The organism is Microbulbifer sediminum, from assembly GCF_021729035.1.
GTDB lineage: Bacteria > Pseudomonadota > Gammaproteobacteria > Pseudomonadales > Cellvibrionaceae > Microbulbifer > Microbulbifer sediminum.
Genome location: NZ_JAJSAP010000009.1, coordinates 1 through 13,472 on the forward strand (window position 1 = coordinate 1; position 13,472 = coordinate 13,472).

Genomic DNA, 13,472 nt, shown 5'->3' on the forward strand with positions numbered 1-13,472 from the left:
GACCAATTCCGTGTTGCGTATGGACCCAATCCCCGGGCTTAAACATGGAGGCAGACTTCCTTAGTTGTTATAACGCCCGCAGCACGGGCAAAATTGGAGCGCAGCGAAAATTTTGTCCCAGTGCCTGCGCTTGTTAGGCGGATTAACGCACATGCTTGGGGCCAATATTGATGTTTAGCAACATATTAAAAGGCGAACTCCATATTACGAGCAACTGTTTGTTAGAGTAGTAATACTCGGCCTCTGCTGGTTGGCCATGCCTGGTGAATCTTTGGATATCGTCGGGTTTTCCAAGATTAGCGATGATATCTGCTTCTTGGGAGATTCCAAGCGAGGAGAGTGCATCCTGGAAAAAACCGAATTGTGCCACTTTACCGTTTTCTATCCGGTAGTTAATGCCGTCGGAAGTTTGCAGCCAGCCACCATGCTCTATTGTAGAGGCGATGCGCTCGCTTAGGGGTAGCTCAGAATGTGAGGAGTTTTCCGCGTACCCGTTTAGATCAAGGCGAGTCGAGTTCTGGATAGTAGACTTTTCTACGCAGTCGGCTGCATCGCCAAGCTTTACTCCGCGGGCGCTGACACTTCCAGCGCTCCATTGATCGGAAAAAATTCCAGTGATGTCGTTGGCGATATCCATAGTTTGTTGGCTTCCACAGGATTCGACGGCCTTGATCTCGAAGGTGAAAAAGAAAGCAAATATTATTGTTACGAATTTAAGGTGTAGCTTCATATACGCCTAACGCCAGCCATAAGCGGCGCCCTGACAAGGGCGTCCGGTGGAGGGCCTTCGGCCCGGAACAACCTTAATGGCCTTGTTATGGTTTTTGTACATGTCAGATATTAGAAACCGCATACACCAATATCGCCCAACAACACCCCAAAGCAATTGCTCCGCCCAAAATTGCCGGAATAAAGGTATTGGAGCCTGAGAAAGCAAAGCCTGAAAGACCGGAAATTGCGCCAACAGCGAAAACAGCAGGAAGGAAAGGCAGGAGAAATTCGAAGCCGGTAATAAAAAGTACGAACGCTACAGAAACGATCACACCGGATATTCCCGCAATACCAAAATTCCTCTGTCTCAACCGTCCACCTCAATGACACCATAACGCCTCCAGCAGGGGCGGCCGTAGCGTTTAGCGTGCGAAGCGCGCTGCGTAGGCCGTCCAGCCGAGCCCCGAAGGGGCTGGGCGATCCTGCCTGGATTTGTTAAATGTTTCACCACGATGACCAGTGGTACTTATTTACAAGCTTACCGTCTGCACTAAAACAAAACGCATATTTACTGGGTAGCTTCAGCGCGTTCTCGTACCAGGCTTCTTTAACGCACCCGGAAATCCTTTGTTCTTGAGACTTTTTAAAACCTCGCTCTGGCCCTTCCGTGCCATCAGTGACATATGATGGTTCACCTGCCAAAGCTAGCAGATCATCATATGAGCTTCCTATAGGCAATGATTGCATAGCTTCAGTAGGACCATTTTTGCCCAAGAGTATGTAGCCACACACACCGAGGACAAATACAAAAAGGCTGAAAGCAAGTACCTTCTTATTCATGATCACACGCATGACATTTAACGCCCGGCACACGTGCCGATTTGGAGCCGCGAAGCGGCGGAAAAGCGGTCGCTGTGATGCCGTTTGTTAAGCATTTTCGATGCGAATGTATTCATTGGTAACCTCTATATTCGGGAGCTCGCCAATAGCCAAGACTAGTGAGCGAAACTTTTGTCTAAGTTCATCTCGCTGGTCATCAGAAAGTGGTCGCCATACCGGATCGGCATGGATCAATATGTACTGGACTTGAGCGTAATCTACTGGGCCCTGGCCGAACCCAGGGTCAGGAATACCGTGGTCATGTAGGGGAGTATTCAAAGCCGGAGGCCAACCCCGCACCAAATCCTGGCCAAGGTATTTTACTGTCAACTGGAACGACGAGTTTTTCCCGTCATATTCAATTTTCTTCAACTTTTCCAGTATCAGTTTCATAAGTGAATCTGCTTAACATTTGTATCATGGTCGTCACGACCAATATCTCAGCGACTCATATTCCATAATCAAACATCCGCCAGAATGGCCCCAAGGTCAGTAACCGTCAAGCGTTGCCACCTCTTGGGACGGAGGTACCAAATCCTGCAAACGGCCCCAACGACGCATATCACTGATTTTTCTCATTTCGTAAGCCTCTGATTCTAAAATGGTTTCTGGCTGATCGAGGCTCAGGTCAGAAATAACAGTCGTCAGGGCCGAAATGTCTGGCGTGATCTGGTCATGCATTGACAGGAATGCCGCGGATAACAGTGGGTTTATAAAAGCGGAAGGGATTTGGTCATCGGGCATGATTGGGACAAAGGGAATTTGCCGCGTGGGCGGACCCGGGGACTTCGGCGGAGCCGCTGTCGAAAACAGAGGAGTCATTGAGGGGAGCCTGGTAAAAGCCTTTGTGACAGCCAGCGGCACCGCCGCCAGCGTCACGGGGGTTGGCAAATATGTCCTGAGTCTCATTTAGGCTAACTGTCAGCGTGTTAAAGCCCCAGCTCGTCCCAGATCTCGTCTACCTTTTTGACCACTTCCGGATCGCGCTCGATGGGGCGGCCCCATTCGCGGTCGGTTTCGCCGGGCCACTTGTTGGTGGCGTCGAAGCCGATCTTGGAACCCAGCCCGGAAACCGGCGAGGCGAAGTCCAGGTAGTCGATGGGTGTGTTCTCCACCATCACCGTGTCCCGCGCCGGGTCCATGCGTGTGGTCATGGCCCAGATCACATCGTTCCAGTCGCGCGTGTTCACGTCGTCATCGGTGACAATCACAAACTTGGTGTACATGAACTGGCGCAGGAAAGACCAGACACCCATCATCACCCGCTTGGCGTGGCCGGGATACTGCTTCTTCATGCTCACCACTGCCAGGCGGTAGGAGCAGCCCTCCGGCGGCAGGTAGAAATCCTCGATTTCCGGGAACTGCTTTTTCAGGATGGGCACGAAGACCTCGTTCAGGGCCTCGCCCAGTACGGCGGGCTCATCCGGCGGGCGGCCGGTATAGGTGCTGTGGTAGATGGGGTCCTTGCGGTGGGTGATCTTCTCCACCGTAAACACGGGGAAACGATCCACCTCGTTGTAGTAGCCGGTGTGGTCGCCGTAGGGACCCTCGTCAGCCATGTCGTCCGGGTAGATGAAGCCCTCCAGCACATACTCTGCGCTCGCGGGCACCTGCAGGTCGCTGAGGGTGGCGTCAGCCACCTCGGTCTTGTCACCCCGCAGCAGGCCGGCAAAGGCGTATTCGGACAGGGTGTCCGGCACCGGTGTGACGGCTCCGAGGATTGTGGCGGGATCCGCGCCCAGGGCCACGGCCACCGGGTAGGGTTGGCCGGGGTTGCGCTGGCACCAGTCGCGGAAATCCAGCGCACCGCCGCGATGGGACAGCCAGCGCATGATCAGGCGGTTCCTGCCGATCAGCTGCATGCGGTAGATGCCCAGGTTCTGGCGCTTCTTCTCCGGCCCCCGTGTAATCACCAGCGGCCAGGTCACCAGTGGCGCCGCGTCGCCGGGCCAGCAGGTCTGGATCGGCAGCTGGCTGAGGTCGACCTCATCGCCGGTCAGTTGCACCTGCTGGCAGGGGGCGCCCTTCACCACCTTGGGCCCCATGTTGAGCACCTGCTTGAACACCGGCAGTTTTTCCCAGGCGTCGCGCAGGCTCTCCGGCGGTTGCGGCTCCTTGAGGAAGGCCAGCAGCTCACCTACCTCCCGTAGCTCATGCACGCTTTCGCGGCCCATGCCCAGGGCGACCCGCTCCGGGGTACCGAACAGGTTGGCCAGTACCGGGGTATCAAATCCCACCGGGTTTTCGAACAGCAACGCCGGGCCACCGGCCCGTAACACACGGTCGGCGATCTCGGTCATTTCCAGGTTCGGGTCCACCGGGTGTTTGATGCGCTTGAGCAGGCCGCGCTTTTCCAGCCGCTTGATGAAGTCGCGCAGGTCTTTGTATTTCATGCTGGTCCTGACATCGGTTTGGAACCACGCCAGTGTAAAGGACTCGGCACAAAATGGGGAATGGCAGCCCGGGAGGAACGGGTGCTGGGGAGGGGAAGGAAACGACCCGCCGGGTGGCGGGCCGTAAAATTCTTAAGCTGGGATCAGCTTAGAAGCGGGGGCGACGCGGACGATCTTCGCGCGGCTTGGCTTCGTTAACACGGATGTTACGGCCAGACAGCGGCTGATCATTCATTTCTTCGATCGCCTTGCGAGCTTCGTCGTCGTTCGGCATTTCCACGAAACCGAAACCTTTAGAGCGGCCAGTCTCCCGGTCGGTGATTACAGTCGCGCGAGAGATTTCCCCGAAAGCACCAAAAGCTTCGTGCAGGTCGTCGGAGGTTACCGCGTAGGCCAGATTTCCAATATAGATATTCACAAAAAGTTCTCACTGAGTATGTGGGCTGTCGTGCAGTCACAAATGGATAACCAGCTCCACCAGATCATCCACCTGAGATTGGCCCCTGTCGTCGGTCACTAAGTGACTGGCTTGGGCCAATTCGGTCGGGCGTCGTTCGTTCAATACACATCCAGCGCCACAATGTGGAACTTTATATGCCTAACGGCTCGCCTTTTCAACAAAAACCGGCGCAAATAATCGCCAATTTCCTCGCGAATCCCAAACGGGCACCCTTCCAGGTGCCCGAGTGTGAATCGCTATTATTTCCGTTTCATGGACAGGAAGAATTCGTCGTTGGTCTTGAAGTCCTTCAGCTTGTCGATGAGGAACTCGGTGGCCGCCATATCTTCCATATCGTGCAGCAGCTTGCGCAGGATCCAGACCCGCTGCAACTCGCCTTCCGGCATCAGCAGCTCTTCGCGACGGGTGCCGGAACGGCGCACATTGATGGCCGGGTAGACGCGCTTCTCGGCAATGCGGCGGTCCAGCTGTAGCTCCATGTTACCGGTGCCCTTGAACTCCTCGAAGATCACCTCATCCATCTTCGAGCCGGTTTCCACCAGCGCCGTCGCGATAATGGACAGGCTGCCGCCTTCCTCGATGTTACGCGCGGCGCCAAAGAAGCGCTTGGGGCGCTCCAGGGCATGGGCGTCCACACCACCGGTCAGCACCTTGCCGGAGCTGGGCACGGTGGTGTTGTACGCTCGCGCCAGGCGGGTGATGGAGTCCAGCAGGATCACTACGTCTTTCTTGTGCTCCACCAGGCGCTTGGCCTTCTCGATCACCATCTCGGCCACCTGGACGTGGCGTGCCGGCGGCTCGTCGAAGGTGGAGGCCACGACCTCACCGCGCACGGAGCGCTGCATTTCGGTCACCTCTTCCGGACGCTCGTCGATCAGCAGGACGATCAGGTGGCACTCCGGGTTGTTGCGGGTAATGGCCTGGGCCATGTTCTGCAACATGATGGTCTTACCGGCCTTGGGCGGTGCCACAATCAGGCCGCGCTGGCCCTTGCCGATCGGCGCCACCAGGTCGATGATGCGGCCGATCAGGTCCTCGGAGGATCCATTGCCGCACTCGAGGGTCAGGCGGTTATTGGGGAACAGCGGGGTGAGGTTTTCGAAGAGAATCTTGCTGCGGGCGTTTTCCGGCTTGTCGAAGTTGATCTCGCTGACTTTCAGCAGCGCGAAGTAACGCTCGCCCTCTTTCGGCGGCCGGATTTTGCCGGCAATGGAATCACCGGTGCGCAGGTTAAAGCGCCGAATCTGGCTGGGAGAGACGTAAATGTCGTCCGGCCCCGCCAGGTAGGAAGAGTCGGCGGAACGCAAAAAACCAAAACCATCCTGCAGGATTTCCAGAACACCGTCGCCGTAGATGTCCTCGCCGCTCTTCGCGTGGCGCTTGAGGATGTTGAAGATAATGTCCTGCTTGCGCGAGCGGGCCAGGTTTTCAAGGCCCATGCCCTTGGCAATCTCGATCAGCTCTTCAATGGGTTTGGTTTTTAATTCAGAAAGATTCATACCAATTGCTTTATTAACGTTTCTGTTTTCAATTGGCGCGGACGCGCCTGATTTTTTAGGAGGGGTTTGAGAAATCTGTTCTATCTTGCCCACGCTTATGTGCCCAGGTTATGGCCGAAATCAGGTTGGTCGCGAACGCGACAACATCAGGAGAAATCATACCGCTCTCAAGCCAGCTAATCGGGCAGCTCGGCTTCAGAAAAGTTCAACTCGAGGAATTTGTGCGCCGGGGGTGGTCTGTAACCTTGCGGAGGGGCGACTTGGTTCAGCTCGGTCCAGGATCAGTTAGTTGGCTCGTCGGAGCGGTTTCAAGAATGATAGCCAGTATAACCGCAGAATGCCATCCTGCAAGGGGTATTTGCCCCCTTGCAGGACTGGCCAGCCTTACAGCTGGCTATCGATGAACTCGGTCAGCTGGGCGCGGGACAGGGCGCCGACCTTGGTGCCTTCCACATTGCCGCCCTTGAACAGCAGCAGGGTGGGGATACCGCGGACATTGTACTTGGCCGGGGACTCCTTGTTGGCATCCACGTCGACCTTGACGATCTTCAGCTTGTCACCGTAGTGACCGGCCAGGTCTTCCAGCACCGGAGCGATCATCTTGCAGGGGCCGCACCATTGCGCCCAGAAATCTACCAGTACCGGGCCCTCGGCCTTCAGTACCTCGGCTTCGAATTCGGCGTCGGTCACATTGACAATAGCGTGCTCGCTCATATTGCTTTCCTGTTCTCTGGGTTACTCGGTGCGGTGGTCCCCGCAGCGGGCCACCGGCACATGATAAGGAGTGCCGGCCCCTACTCGCAAGGAACGGGGGGCCGGGACACCGTTTCCCCCCTAGATGGGGGCGCCGGCGCCGCTTTCAAGTACGGAGCCGGGCAAATTCACCGCGGCCGGTCAGGGTTGCTCGAGGAACCGCTGCAGGATCTCGTCCAGGTAATCAAAGCCGAACTCAGTGGCCGCTATGCGCGGCCCCAGCGGCTGCACCAGCTGCAACTGCTCCAGCGATGGCCACTGGCGCTCCAGCACTGACAGCGGGCGCCCGGTATAGGGGGCAAAGGTCTTCGCGGGCACCCCCCTGACCAACCTCAGGGCGTTCATCAGGAACTCCAGTGGCAACTCTTCAGTGGCCACCGGCTCTAGCAGGGGGAGCTCCAGCGTCCCGCCCCCCTCCGCCATTGGTGGCGCCGGGGCGCCCTCGGCGAGCGGTAACGCCAGATAGTGGCGCGGCGCCCGGGTACGGCGGCTGCGTAATACCTGCTCCTCACCGGGCATTGTGACCTTGCCGTGGGCGCCGGCGCCAATGCCCAGGTAGTCGCCAAAAGACCAGTAATTCAGGTTGTGCCGGGACTCCCGGCCCGCCTGGCTGTAGGCGGAGACCTCGTAGCGCCCGTACCCCTGCAGGGCCAGGTACTCGCGGCCGATGCCCTGCATCGAGACAATATGGGCGGGGCCCGGCACCACTGGCGGCGCACTGTAAAAGGCGGTGTTTGGCTCGATCGTCAGCTGGTACCAGGAAATATGCTCGGGTTCCAGCGCCACGGCGCGGCGCAGGTCCGCCAGCGCATCCTCCTCGCTCTGCTGCGGCAGGCCGTGCATCAGGTCCAGGTTGATATTGTCAAAGCCGGCCCGACGCGCCATGCCCAGCGCGCCCTCTGCCTCGTCACCGGAGTGGATGCGGCCCAGGTTGTCGAGCTGTTGTGTATCAAAGCTCTGCACTCCGATTGAAAGTCGGTTGACCCCGGCGGCACGATACCCGGAGAACCTGGCCTGTTCGAAGGTGCCCGGATTGGCCTCCAGGGTAATCTCGATGTCATCCGTAAAGCCCACTTCCCGTTCCGCCGCCGCCAGGATGGCTCCAATGGCCTCAGGCGAGAACAGGCTGGGCGTCCCGCCACCGAAGAAGATGCTGTGCAGCTTGCGGCCCTGTACCCAGGGGCGCTGGCTGCGCAGGTCGCGCTGCAGCTGGGCCACATATTCCGCTTCCGGCAGTGATTCACCTGCAGTGTGGGAGTTGAAATCGCAGTAGGGGCACTTGCGCACGCACCAGGGGATATGCACATACAGGCTGAGCGGCGGCAGCGCCAGCAGGTTGTCTCGTGTTTCCGGCAACTTCAGTCACCACCCTGCATCTGTCCGCGCCCCACCTGGTCCAGCCACAGTGCCCGGAACTGCTTTACTGCCCGCGCCCGGTGGCTGATCGCATTCTTGATCTCGCGGGGCAACTCCGCGGAGCTGCAGCCCTGCTCCTCGACAAAGAACAGCGGATCGTAACCAAACCCCCCTGCGCCGGCGGGCTCGTGCAGGATACGCCCGCTCCAGCGGGCGCTGCACACCAGCGGCACCGGATCGGCATGGTGTCGCACAAAGGCCAGTGCACAGTGGAAGCTCGCTCCCCGCCGCTGGTCGGGAACACCCGCCAGTGCCTCCAGCAACTTGGCATTGTTGTCGGCGTCCGTGGCGCCATTGCCGGCATAGCGTGCAGAGTAGATACCCGGTGCGCCGCCGAGCGCGTCCACCGCCAGACCGGAATCGTCCGCCAGCGCCGGCAGGCCGCTGGTACGACTGGCGTGGCGCGCCTTGATCAGGGCGTTCTCGATAAAGCTGAGACCGGTTTCATCGGCTTCCGGCACCTCAAAATCTGACTGCGGGACCACAGCGATATTCCAGCTGGAAAACAACTGGGAGAATTCCCGCAGCTTGCCGGCATTGCCACTGGCCAGCACTATTTTTTCGATCATGCAAAGTTTTCCGGGTCAGTTGTTAGCGTTCGGGCAAGGCGACACTGCAGGCACAAAACGCAAAAGCGAGCGCCAGGCGCTCGCTTTTTCTGCCATGGTGCCGCCGTCAGGAATGGGCGAACCCGTCAACTGCGTTCCAGCTTGCGCCGGAAGGTAATCGTTTCAGTACGGCCGTCCGGCAGTTTGACTTCCACATTGAACGTCAGGGTCTCCTCATTATCGAATCGCAGGGGCGCCAGGTAGTAGACCGCGTCGCCATCGCGGATTTCGATAAACTCGAGCTTGCGCGACTGCTGCATCAGGTTGCTGGCGGTCCCGGACATTTCCGCGGTCAGCCCCTTGGTGCCCCCTTCCTTCTCCACTACCGATACGTTCACGAAGGCGCGGTCGCCGGCGCGTACCAGCTGGTAGTTCTGTGCAATTTCGGGCTTGATAAAGTCACTGTTGAACACCGAGTAGATCACCCGATAATCGCCAAAGTCCTCAAAACTCTTGATGATCCTGGCGTCCTGTGCAGCCACGCTGGCCGCCCAGAACAGCATTACGGCAGCGCCCACTGCAGCTATGATGCGTTTCACGTTCACCTCCTCTGTCACCTGCGGTACACGTTCTGCGGGTCCCGCCCCAGCGGGGCCGCATGGCGCGCTTTTAGTTGTACTTACTTCAGTTTAGCGAGTGAGATGGTAAATTGCTGTCTCGCCGAACAGATTGGGCAGGAAGTCCTTGAAAGCCCTGCCGGGTAGTGTTTCCGATACTACCTGCCGCTGCAGGATAGTCCAGTCGTTCTCCCGGCAGAGCAGGTCAAAGTCCCGGAAAGTACAAAAGTGAATATTGGGCGTGTCATACCACTCGAAAGGTAATAAATCCGACACCGGCATCCGCCCGGAAAAGGCCAGGTGCCAGCGCGCTTTCCACTGGCCGAAATTGGGGAAGGTGATGATGCACTCGCGCCCTACCCGCAACATTTCCCGCACCACCAGATGCGGCTGGCGCAGGGTTTGCAGCGCCTGGGTCATCACCACCGTGTCGAAACTGCCATCGGCGAAATTGCCCAGGCCCTGGTCCAGGTTCTGCTCCACCACACTGACGCCCCGCGCCAGGCAGCGCTCGATCTGCCCGTGGTCGATCTCAAGGCCATAGCCGCTCACCTGTTTGTTGCGTGCCAGCTGTTCCAGCAGGGCGCCGTCGCCACACCCCAGGTCCAGCACCCGGGTGCCCGGGGCAATCCAGTCCTGGATAACGTCGAGATCAATACGCATCAGTGGCCAGCCTCCCCCATGCACTCCGCCGCGACGCCATCCATGTAAGTACCGAAGACCCGCCGGTAGCGATCATTCGGCAGCAGGAAGGCATCGTGCCCCATGGCGGATTCGATTTCCGCATAGCTGACCGGGATATTGGCATGCATCAGGGCATCGGCGATTTCCCGGGAGCGTTCGGGGGCAAAGCGCCAGTCGGAGGTAAAGGACAGCAGCAGGAAGCGGCAGCGCGCGTTGCGGAACGCCGCCACCGGGTCGTCGCCGTATTCCCGCGCCAGGTCAAAATAGTCCAGTGCGCGGGTCATGAGGATATAGGTGTTGGGGTCGAAACTGCCGGAGAACGTATCTCCCTGGTAGCGCAGGTAACTCTGCACCTGAAACTCCACCTGTTCCTCCACACCCCGTTCGAAAGTCCCCGAGCGCAGCTCGCGGCCAAACTTGCGGCCCAGGCCGTCATCGGACAGGTAGGTGATATGCCCGATCATCCGCGCCACTGCCAGTCCCCGACGCGGCAGACTCCCGTGTTCCAGATAGCGCCCTTCGCAGAAATCCGGGTCCGACGTGATCGCCTGGCGTGCGGTTTCATTGAAGGCAATATTCTGCGCAGACAGCTTCATCGCCGAGGCGATCACCACGCAGTGGCGCAGCCGTTGCGGGTACTCCAGCGCCCAGCGCATCGCCTGCATACCGCCCAGGCTGCCGCCGATCACCGCCGCCCACTGTTCGATCCCAAGGGCGTCCGCCAGACGCGCCTGGCTGTGTACCCAGTCGCGCACCCGCAGCATGGGAAAATCCGGGCCCCAGGGCTTGCCGGTCCCCGGGTTGGTATCGGCCGGCCCGGTGGAACCGTGGCAGCCTCCCAGGTTGTTCAGTGACACGACAAAAAACCGGTCGGTGTCGATGGGCTTGCCGGGGCCGATGTAGTTATCCCACCAACCGGGCCGCTTGTCGTCCGGGCTGTGCCGGCCAGCGGCATGATGGTGGCCTGACAGCGCATGGCAGATGAGCACCGCATTGCTGCGCTCGGCGTTAAGCTCGCCGTAGGTCTCATAGACAAGCGTGTAATCGCGCAGCGTGCGGCCGCAGGCCAGCTCCAGCGGTTCAGTGAACGTGTGTTGCTGCGGCACCACTATACCGACCGACCCGGTGGCACTGGCCGGTTCGGATCCGGGGGGCACTGCGCCGGTGTTTCCCGGGCGTGCGCCTGCTGGGGGGGAGACTTTTTCCGTGGACAAGGCGGCTTCGCTTGATGATCACAATCGGGGACGCCCGGCACACCAGGGATGGGCGCACGGGCGTGCGGCAAGTTTACGGGAGCGCGCCGGAGAATTACAAATGGCCCGTCCGGCCACGCTGACCGGACCGTATCAGTTTCTCACCGGTGCCTTCAACGGGGTGACATTGCTGGCACGGGGTGCCGGGGGTATTGGCTGCGGTGACGGCGCGCTGCGACCCAGCAGCTCCTCCAGTGACGCCAGGGCACTGTCATTGCGCACCACTTCGCTCTCCAGTGCGCGCAGGTCGGTACGCTTGCTCTGGGTTTTCTGCTTCAACTCGGTGAGCTTGATCAGGTGGCGGTTGAGCAGGTGTTTCTGGTACTGCGCATGCTGCTTGAGCGGCTCCAGCGCCTGGTCGAGCCAACCGTCGGCGGCAGAAATCAGCTGGCTGTAGAGCCGGCCTACCTCACTGGCCAGGGTCGCCAGGAAACGTTCCGTCAGGCGGTTGCGCCGCGCCAGCAACAGTTGCGGGGAGCGGCGCAGCTGCGCCGCCTGGCGATGCAGCCCGCGCAGGGCGAAGCGGAAGCTGCCCATATTCAGGTGTTGTTCTCTGGCATTCAGGTGGCCCAGGGAGGAGCGCTCGAAGATTGCATCCACAACCCGGTTGGCCTGCTCCGCCTCGCGCTCCAGACTGCTAAGCTGGTGGTCCACGCCGTGCATGAAATCGTCGATGGCCTTGGCCAGGCCCAGCGGGGTCCAGCGCTCGTAAAGGGCACGCCGGGTTTCGTCAATCAGGGCCTGCAGCTGCTGGCTGGACACCGGCTCCAGCAATGCGGCGCGCTGACGGGCCAGCATCCGCTGGCTGGACTTCAGGGTGAGCAGTTCCTGGTGACAGAGCTTGTGCTGCTCGCGGGCGGTTTTATGCAGGGCCACCAGCTCTTCGAGCTGGTCCTTGGTGGTGCCGCTGTTCTGCTCCAGGTGGTTGAGTGCCGCGCGGCCACTGTTGAGCCTGCGCTTCAGCAGGTCGCGGGTGTCGGCCATCAGGGTAAGCGCCTGGTGCAGGGAGCGGTGCTCGGAAACCTTCTGGCGGTGCTCCAGCAGGCGCTCAACCAGCATGCGCTCGAAGTCCTGGAAGTGGCTGTCCTGCAGCAACTGCGGGTCGCTTCGGTGTCGGGCTACCAGGGCCTGCTTGGCAGACACCCCCACGACGCTTTCCATGGGCAGCTCCAACAGCTTGGCCACCTGCGCGCGCATGCCCCGCAGCATCTGCTCATGGTCCTCATCGGGGTCCCCCCAGAGCACATCGATCTTGTTCAGCAGTGCCATCACCGCGGTACCGCGATGCTCCTTCAATGGCACCAGGTGGGTTTCCCACATGTTCAGGTCGGTACCGCTCACGCCGGCATCGGCGGACAGCAGGAAGGCCACCGCCTGGGCACTGGGCAGTGTACTCAGGGTCAGCTCGGGCTCGTTGCCCAGGGCATTCAACCCAGGGGTATCGAGAATGCGCAGGCCCTGCGCCAACAGTGGGTGCGGCAGGCAGATCAGCGCGTAGCGCCAGGCCGGGATTTCCACCAGGTTGCCATGGCTGTCCAGGTGACGACGATCGAAACCATAGCGGGCCGCCTCCTCCGGTGTCACCGTCTTGCTGGCGGCAACCTTCTGCAATGCAGCGCGCGTCGCATCCGGGTCGTCGGCATCGAACTCGTGGGTGACCCATTTCTGCGGGATACGGCGGAAGCTCTCGAGACTGGTATTGGTGGACAGGGTCTCGATCGGCAGCAGCCGCAGGCTGGCCCTTTCACCGCCATCACTGTATATCTCGGTAGGGCACATGGTGGTGCGCCCGGGCTTCGACGGCAGCAGGCGCTTGCCGTAGGTATGCGACAGCAAGGCATTGATCAACTCGGTCTTGCCGCGGGAAAACTCCCCCACCAGCGCCAGGGTGAACTGGTCCTCGGCCAGCAGCGCACGGGCCTGCTGCACCACCTGGCGGGCGCCGGCGGAATTGGGAAAGTGCTGCTGCAGCCAGGCATTAAACTCGGCAAACTGGTAATCGAGCGCTTTTTTCCAGCGATCGTATTCGGCAATGTGCTGTCGCAAGATGGCGTCTTCCATGTATTCCTGTTTTTCTTGTACTGCTACTTGTTATTGCGAAATCCTGTTAAGGCCGGACATTGTCCGCCAACGGTGCCATTTATAAAAGCTGGCACGCATACAAACTGCGACCCAGTGCGCGGAATACGCACGCGGCAATGGAACGCGGGGAGGCAAAGCGCGCCAAGGCGCAGAGACAGCCATGGCCGCTGCGCCGGG

The 13,472-nt window shown here is 59.8% G+C and carries 15 protein-coding genes; all 15 read right to left on the reverse strand.

Translation table 11 applies throughout. The features are described 5' to 3' along the window. Positions 1–142: 142 nt before the first annotated feature. The 15 genes from LVD11_RS14495 to LVD11_RS14565 all read right to left on the reverse strand — a co-directional run bounded on the left by LVD11_RS14495 (position 143) and on the right by LVD11_RS14565 (position 13,274). A complete protein-coding gene (locus LVD11_RS14495; protein WP_237060204.1) occupies positions 143–637 on the reverse strand; it encodes a hypothetical protein in 495 nt (164 codons plus the stop codon). 196 nt (positions 638–833) lie between these two features. Then, positions 834–1,043 (reverse strand): hypothetical protein, encoded by a 210-nt coding sequence (locus tag LVD11_RS14500; protein ID WP_237060205.1) that lies wholly within the window; start codon positions 1,041–1,043, stop codon positions 834–836. Positions 1,044–1,215: 172 nt separating this feature from the next. Beyond that, the gene (locus LVD11_RS14505) at positions 1,216–1,551 is read right to left on the reverse strand and encodes a hypothetical protein (RefSeq protein ID WP_237060206.1); all 336 of its coding nucleotides are present in this window, start codon (positions 1,549–1,551) and stop codon (positions 1,216–1,218) included. Between the two features lie 87 nt (positions 1,552–1,638). Further along, positions 1,639–1,983, reverse strand: a complete 345-nt coding sequence (locus LVD11_RS14510; RefSeq protein ID WP_237060207.1) for a hypothetical protein — start codon at positions 1,981–1,983, stop codon at positions 1,639–1,641. Between the two features lie 96 nt (positions 1,984–2,079). Then, entirely contained in the window at positions 2,080–2,271 is a 192-nt protein-coding gene (locus tag LVD11_RS14515; protein ID WP_237060208.1) for a hypothetical protein, read from the reverse strand. Between the two features lie 248 nt (positions 2,272–2,519). Further along, positions 2,520–3,983 (reverse strand): 4-hydroxy-3-polyprenylbenzoate decarboxylase, encoded by a 1,464-nt coding sequence (ubiD, locus tag LVD11_RS14520; RefSeq protein ID WP_237060209.1) that lies wholly within the window; start codon positions 3,981–3,983, stop codon positions 2,520–2,522. 148 nt (positions 3,984–4,131) lie between these two features. Further along, positions 4,132–4,401, reverse strand: a complete 270-nt coding sequence (gene rbp, locus LVD11_RS14525; RefSeq protein WP_020413665.1) for an RNA-binding regulator — start codon at positions 4,399–4,401, stop codon at positions 4,132–4,134. A gap of 281 nt (positions 4,402–4,682) precedes the next feature. After that, a complete protein-coding gene (gene rho / locus LVD11_RS14530) occupies positions 4,683–5,942 on the reverse strand; it encodes a transcription termination factor Rho (RefSeq protein WP_237060210.1) in 1,260 nt (419 codons plus the stop codon). Positions 5,943–6,326: 384 nt separating this feature from the next. Further along, complete coding sequence (gene trxA / locus LVD11_RS14535; protein ID WP_069946704.1) at positions 6,327–6,656, reverse strand: thioredoxin TrxA; 330 nt, start codon at positions 6,654–6,656, stop codon at positions 6,327–6,329. 180 nt (positions 6,657–6,836) lie between these two features. After that, a complete protein-coding gene (gene hemW / locus LVD11_RS14540) occupies positions 6,837–8,051 on the reverse strand; it encodes a radical SAM family heme chaperone HemW (protein WP_237060213.1) in 1,215 nt (404 codons plus the stop codon). A gap of 2 nt (positions 8,052–8,053) precedes the next feature. Next, positions 8,054–8,680: an RdgB/HAM1 family non-canonical purine NTP pyrophosphatase gene (gene rdgB, locus LVD11_RS14545; RefSeq protein WP_237060215.1), complete on the reverse strand. Its 627-nt coding sequence runs from the start codon at positions 8,678–8,680 to the stop codon at positions 8,054–8,056. A 125-nt stretch (positions 8,681–8,805) separates the two neighbouring features. Then, the gene (locus LVD11_RS14550; RefSeq protein ID WP_237060217.1) at positions 8,806–9,258 is read right to left on the reverse strand and encodes a DUF4426 domain-containing protein; all 453 of its coding nucleotides are present in this window, start codon (positions 9,256–9,258) and stop codon (positions 8,806–8,808) included. A gap of 90 nt (positions 9,259–9,348) precedes the next feature. Beyond that, entirely contained in the window at positions 9,349–9,939 is a 591-nt protein-coding gene (metW, locus tag LVD11_RS14555) for a methionine biosynthesis protein MetW (RefSeq protein WP_237060219.1), read from the reverse strand. Beyond that, positions 9,939–11,117, reverse strand: coding sequence for a homoserine O-succinyltransferase MetX (gene metX, locus LVD11_RS14560; protein WP_237060221.1), 1,179 nt, complete (start codon positions 11,115–11,117; stop codon positions 9,939–9,941). Before metX ends, metW begins: the two co-directional genes overlap by 1 nt. A 189-nt stretch (positions 11,118–11,306) precedes the next feature. Continuing rightward, entirely contained in the window at positions 11,307–13,274 is a 1,968-nt protein-coding gene (locus tag LVD11_RS14565; RefSeq protein WP_237060223.1) for a dynamin family protein, read from the reverse strand. Positions 13,275–13,472 lie beyond the last annotated feature (198 nt).

Bases quoted from the DNA above. Each gene is read 5' to 3' on its own strand.
- LVD11_RS14515 (WP_237060208.1), bottom strand. From the start codon at position 2,271: ATGCATGACCAGATCACGCCAGACATTTCGGCCCTGACGACTGTTATT.
- ubiD (WP_237060209.1), bottom strand. From the start codon at position 3,983: ATGAAATACAAAGACCTGCGCGACTTCATCAAGCGGCTGGAAAAGCGC.
- rdgB (WP_237060215.1), bottom strand. From the start codon at position 8,680: ATGATCGAAAAAATAGTGCTGGCCAGTGGCAATGCCGGCAAGCTGCGG.
- metW (WP_237060219.1), bottom strand. From the start codon at position 9,939: ATGCGTATTGATCTCGACGTTATCCAGGACTGGATTGCCCCGGGCACC.
- rho (WP_237060210.1), bottom strand. From the start codon at position 5,942: ATGAATCTTTCTGAATTAAAAACCAAACCCATTGAAGAGCTGATCGAG.
- LVD11_RS14495 (WP_237060204.1), bottom strand. From the start codon at position 637: ATGGATATCGCCAACGACATCACTGGAATTTTTTCCGATCAATGGAGC.
- LVD11_RS14505 (WP_237060206.1), bottom strand. From the start codon at position 1,551: ATGAATAAGAAGGTACTTGCTTTCAGCCTTTTTGTATTTGTCCTCGGT.
- LVD11_RS14565 (WP_237060223.1), bottom strand. From the start codon at position 13,274: ATGGAAGACGCCATCTTGCGACAGCACATTGCCGAATACGATCGCTGG.
- LVD11_RS14510 (WP_237060207.1), bottom strand. From the start codon at position 1,983: ATGAAACTGATACTGGAAAAGTTGAAGAAAATTGAATATGACGGGAAA.
- trxA (WP_069946704.1), bottom strand. From the start codon at position 6,656: ATGAGCGAGCACGCTATTGTCAATGTGACCGACGCCGAATTCGAAGCC.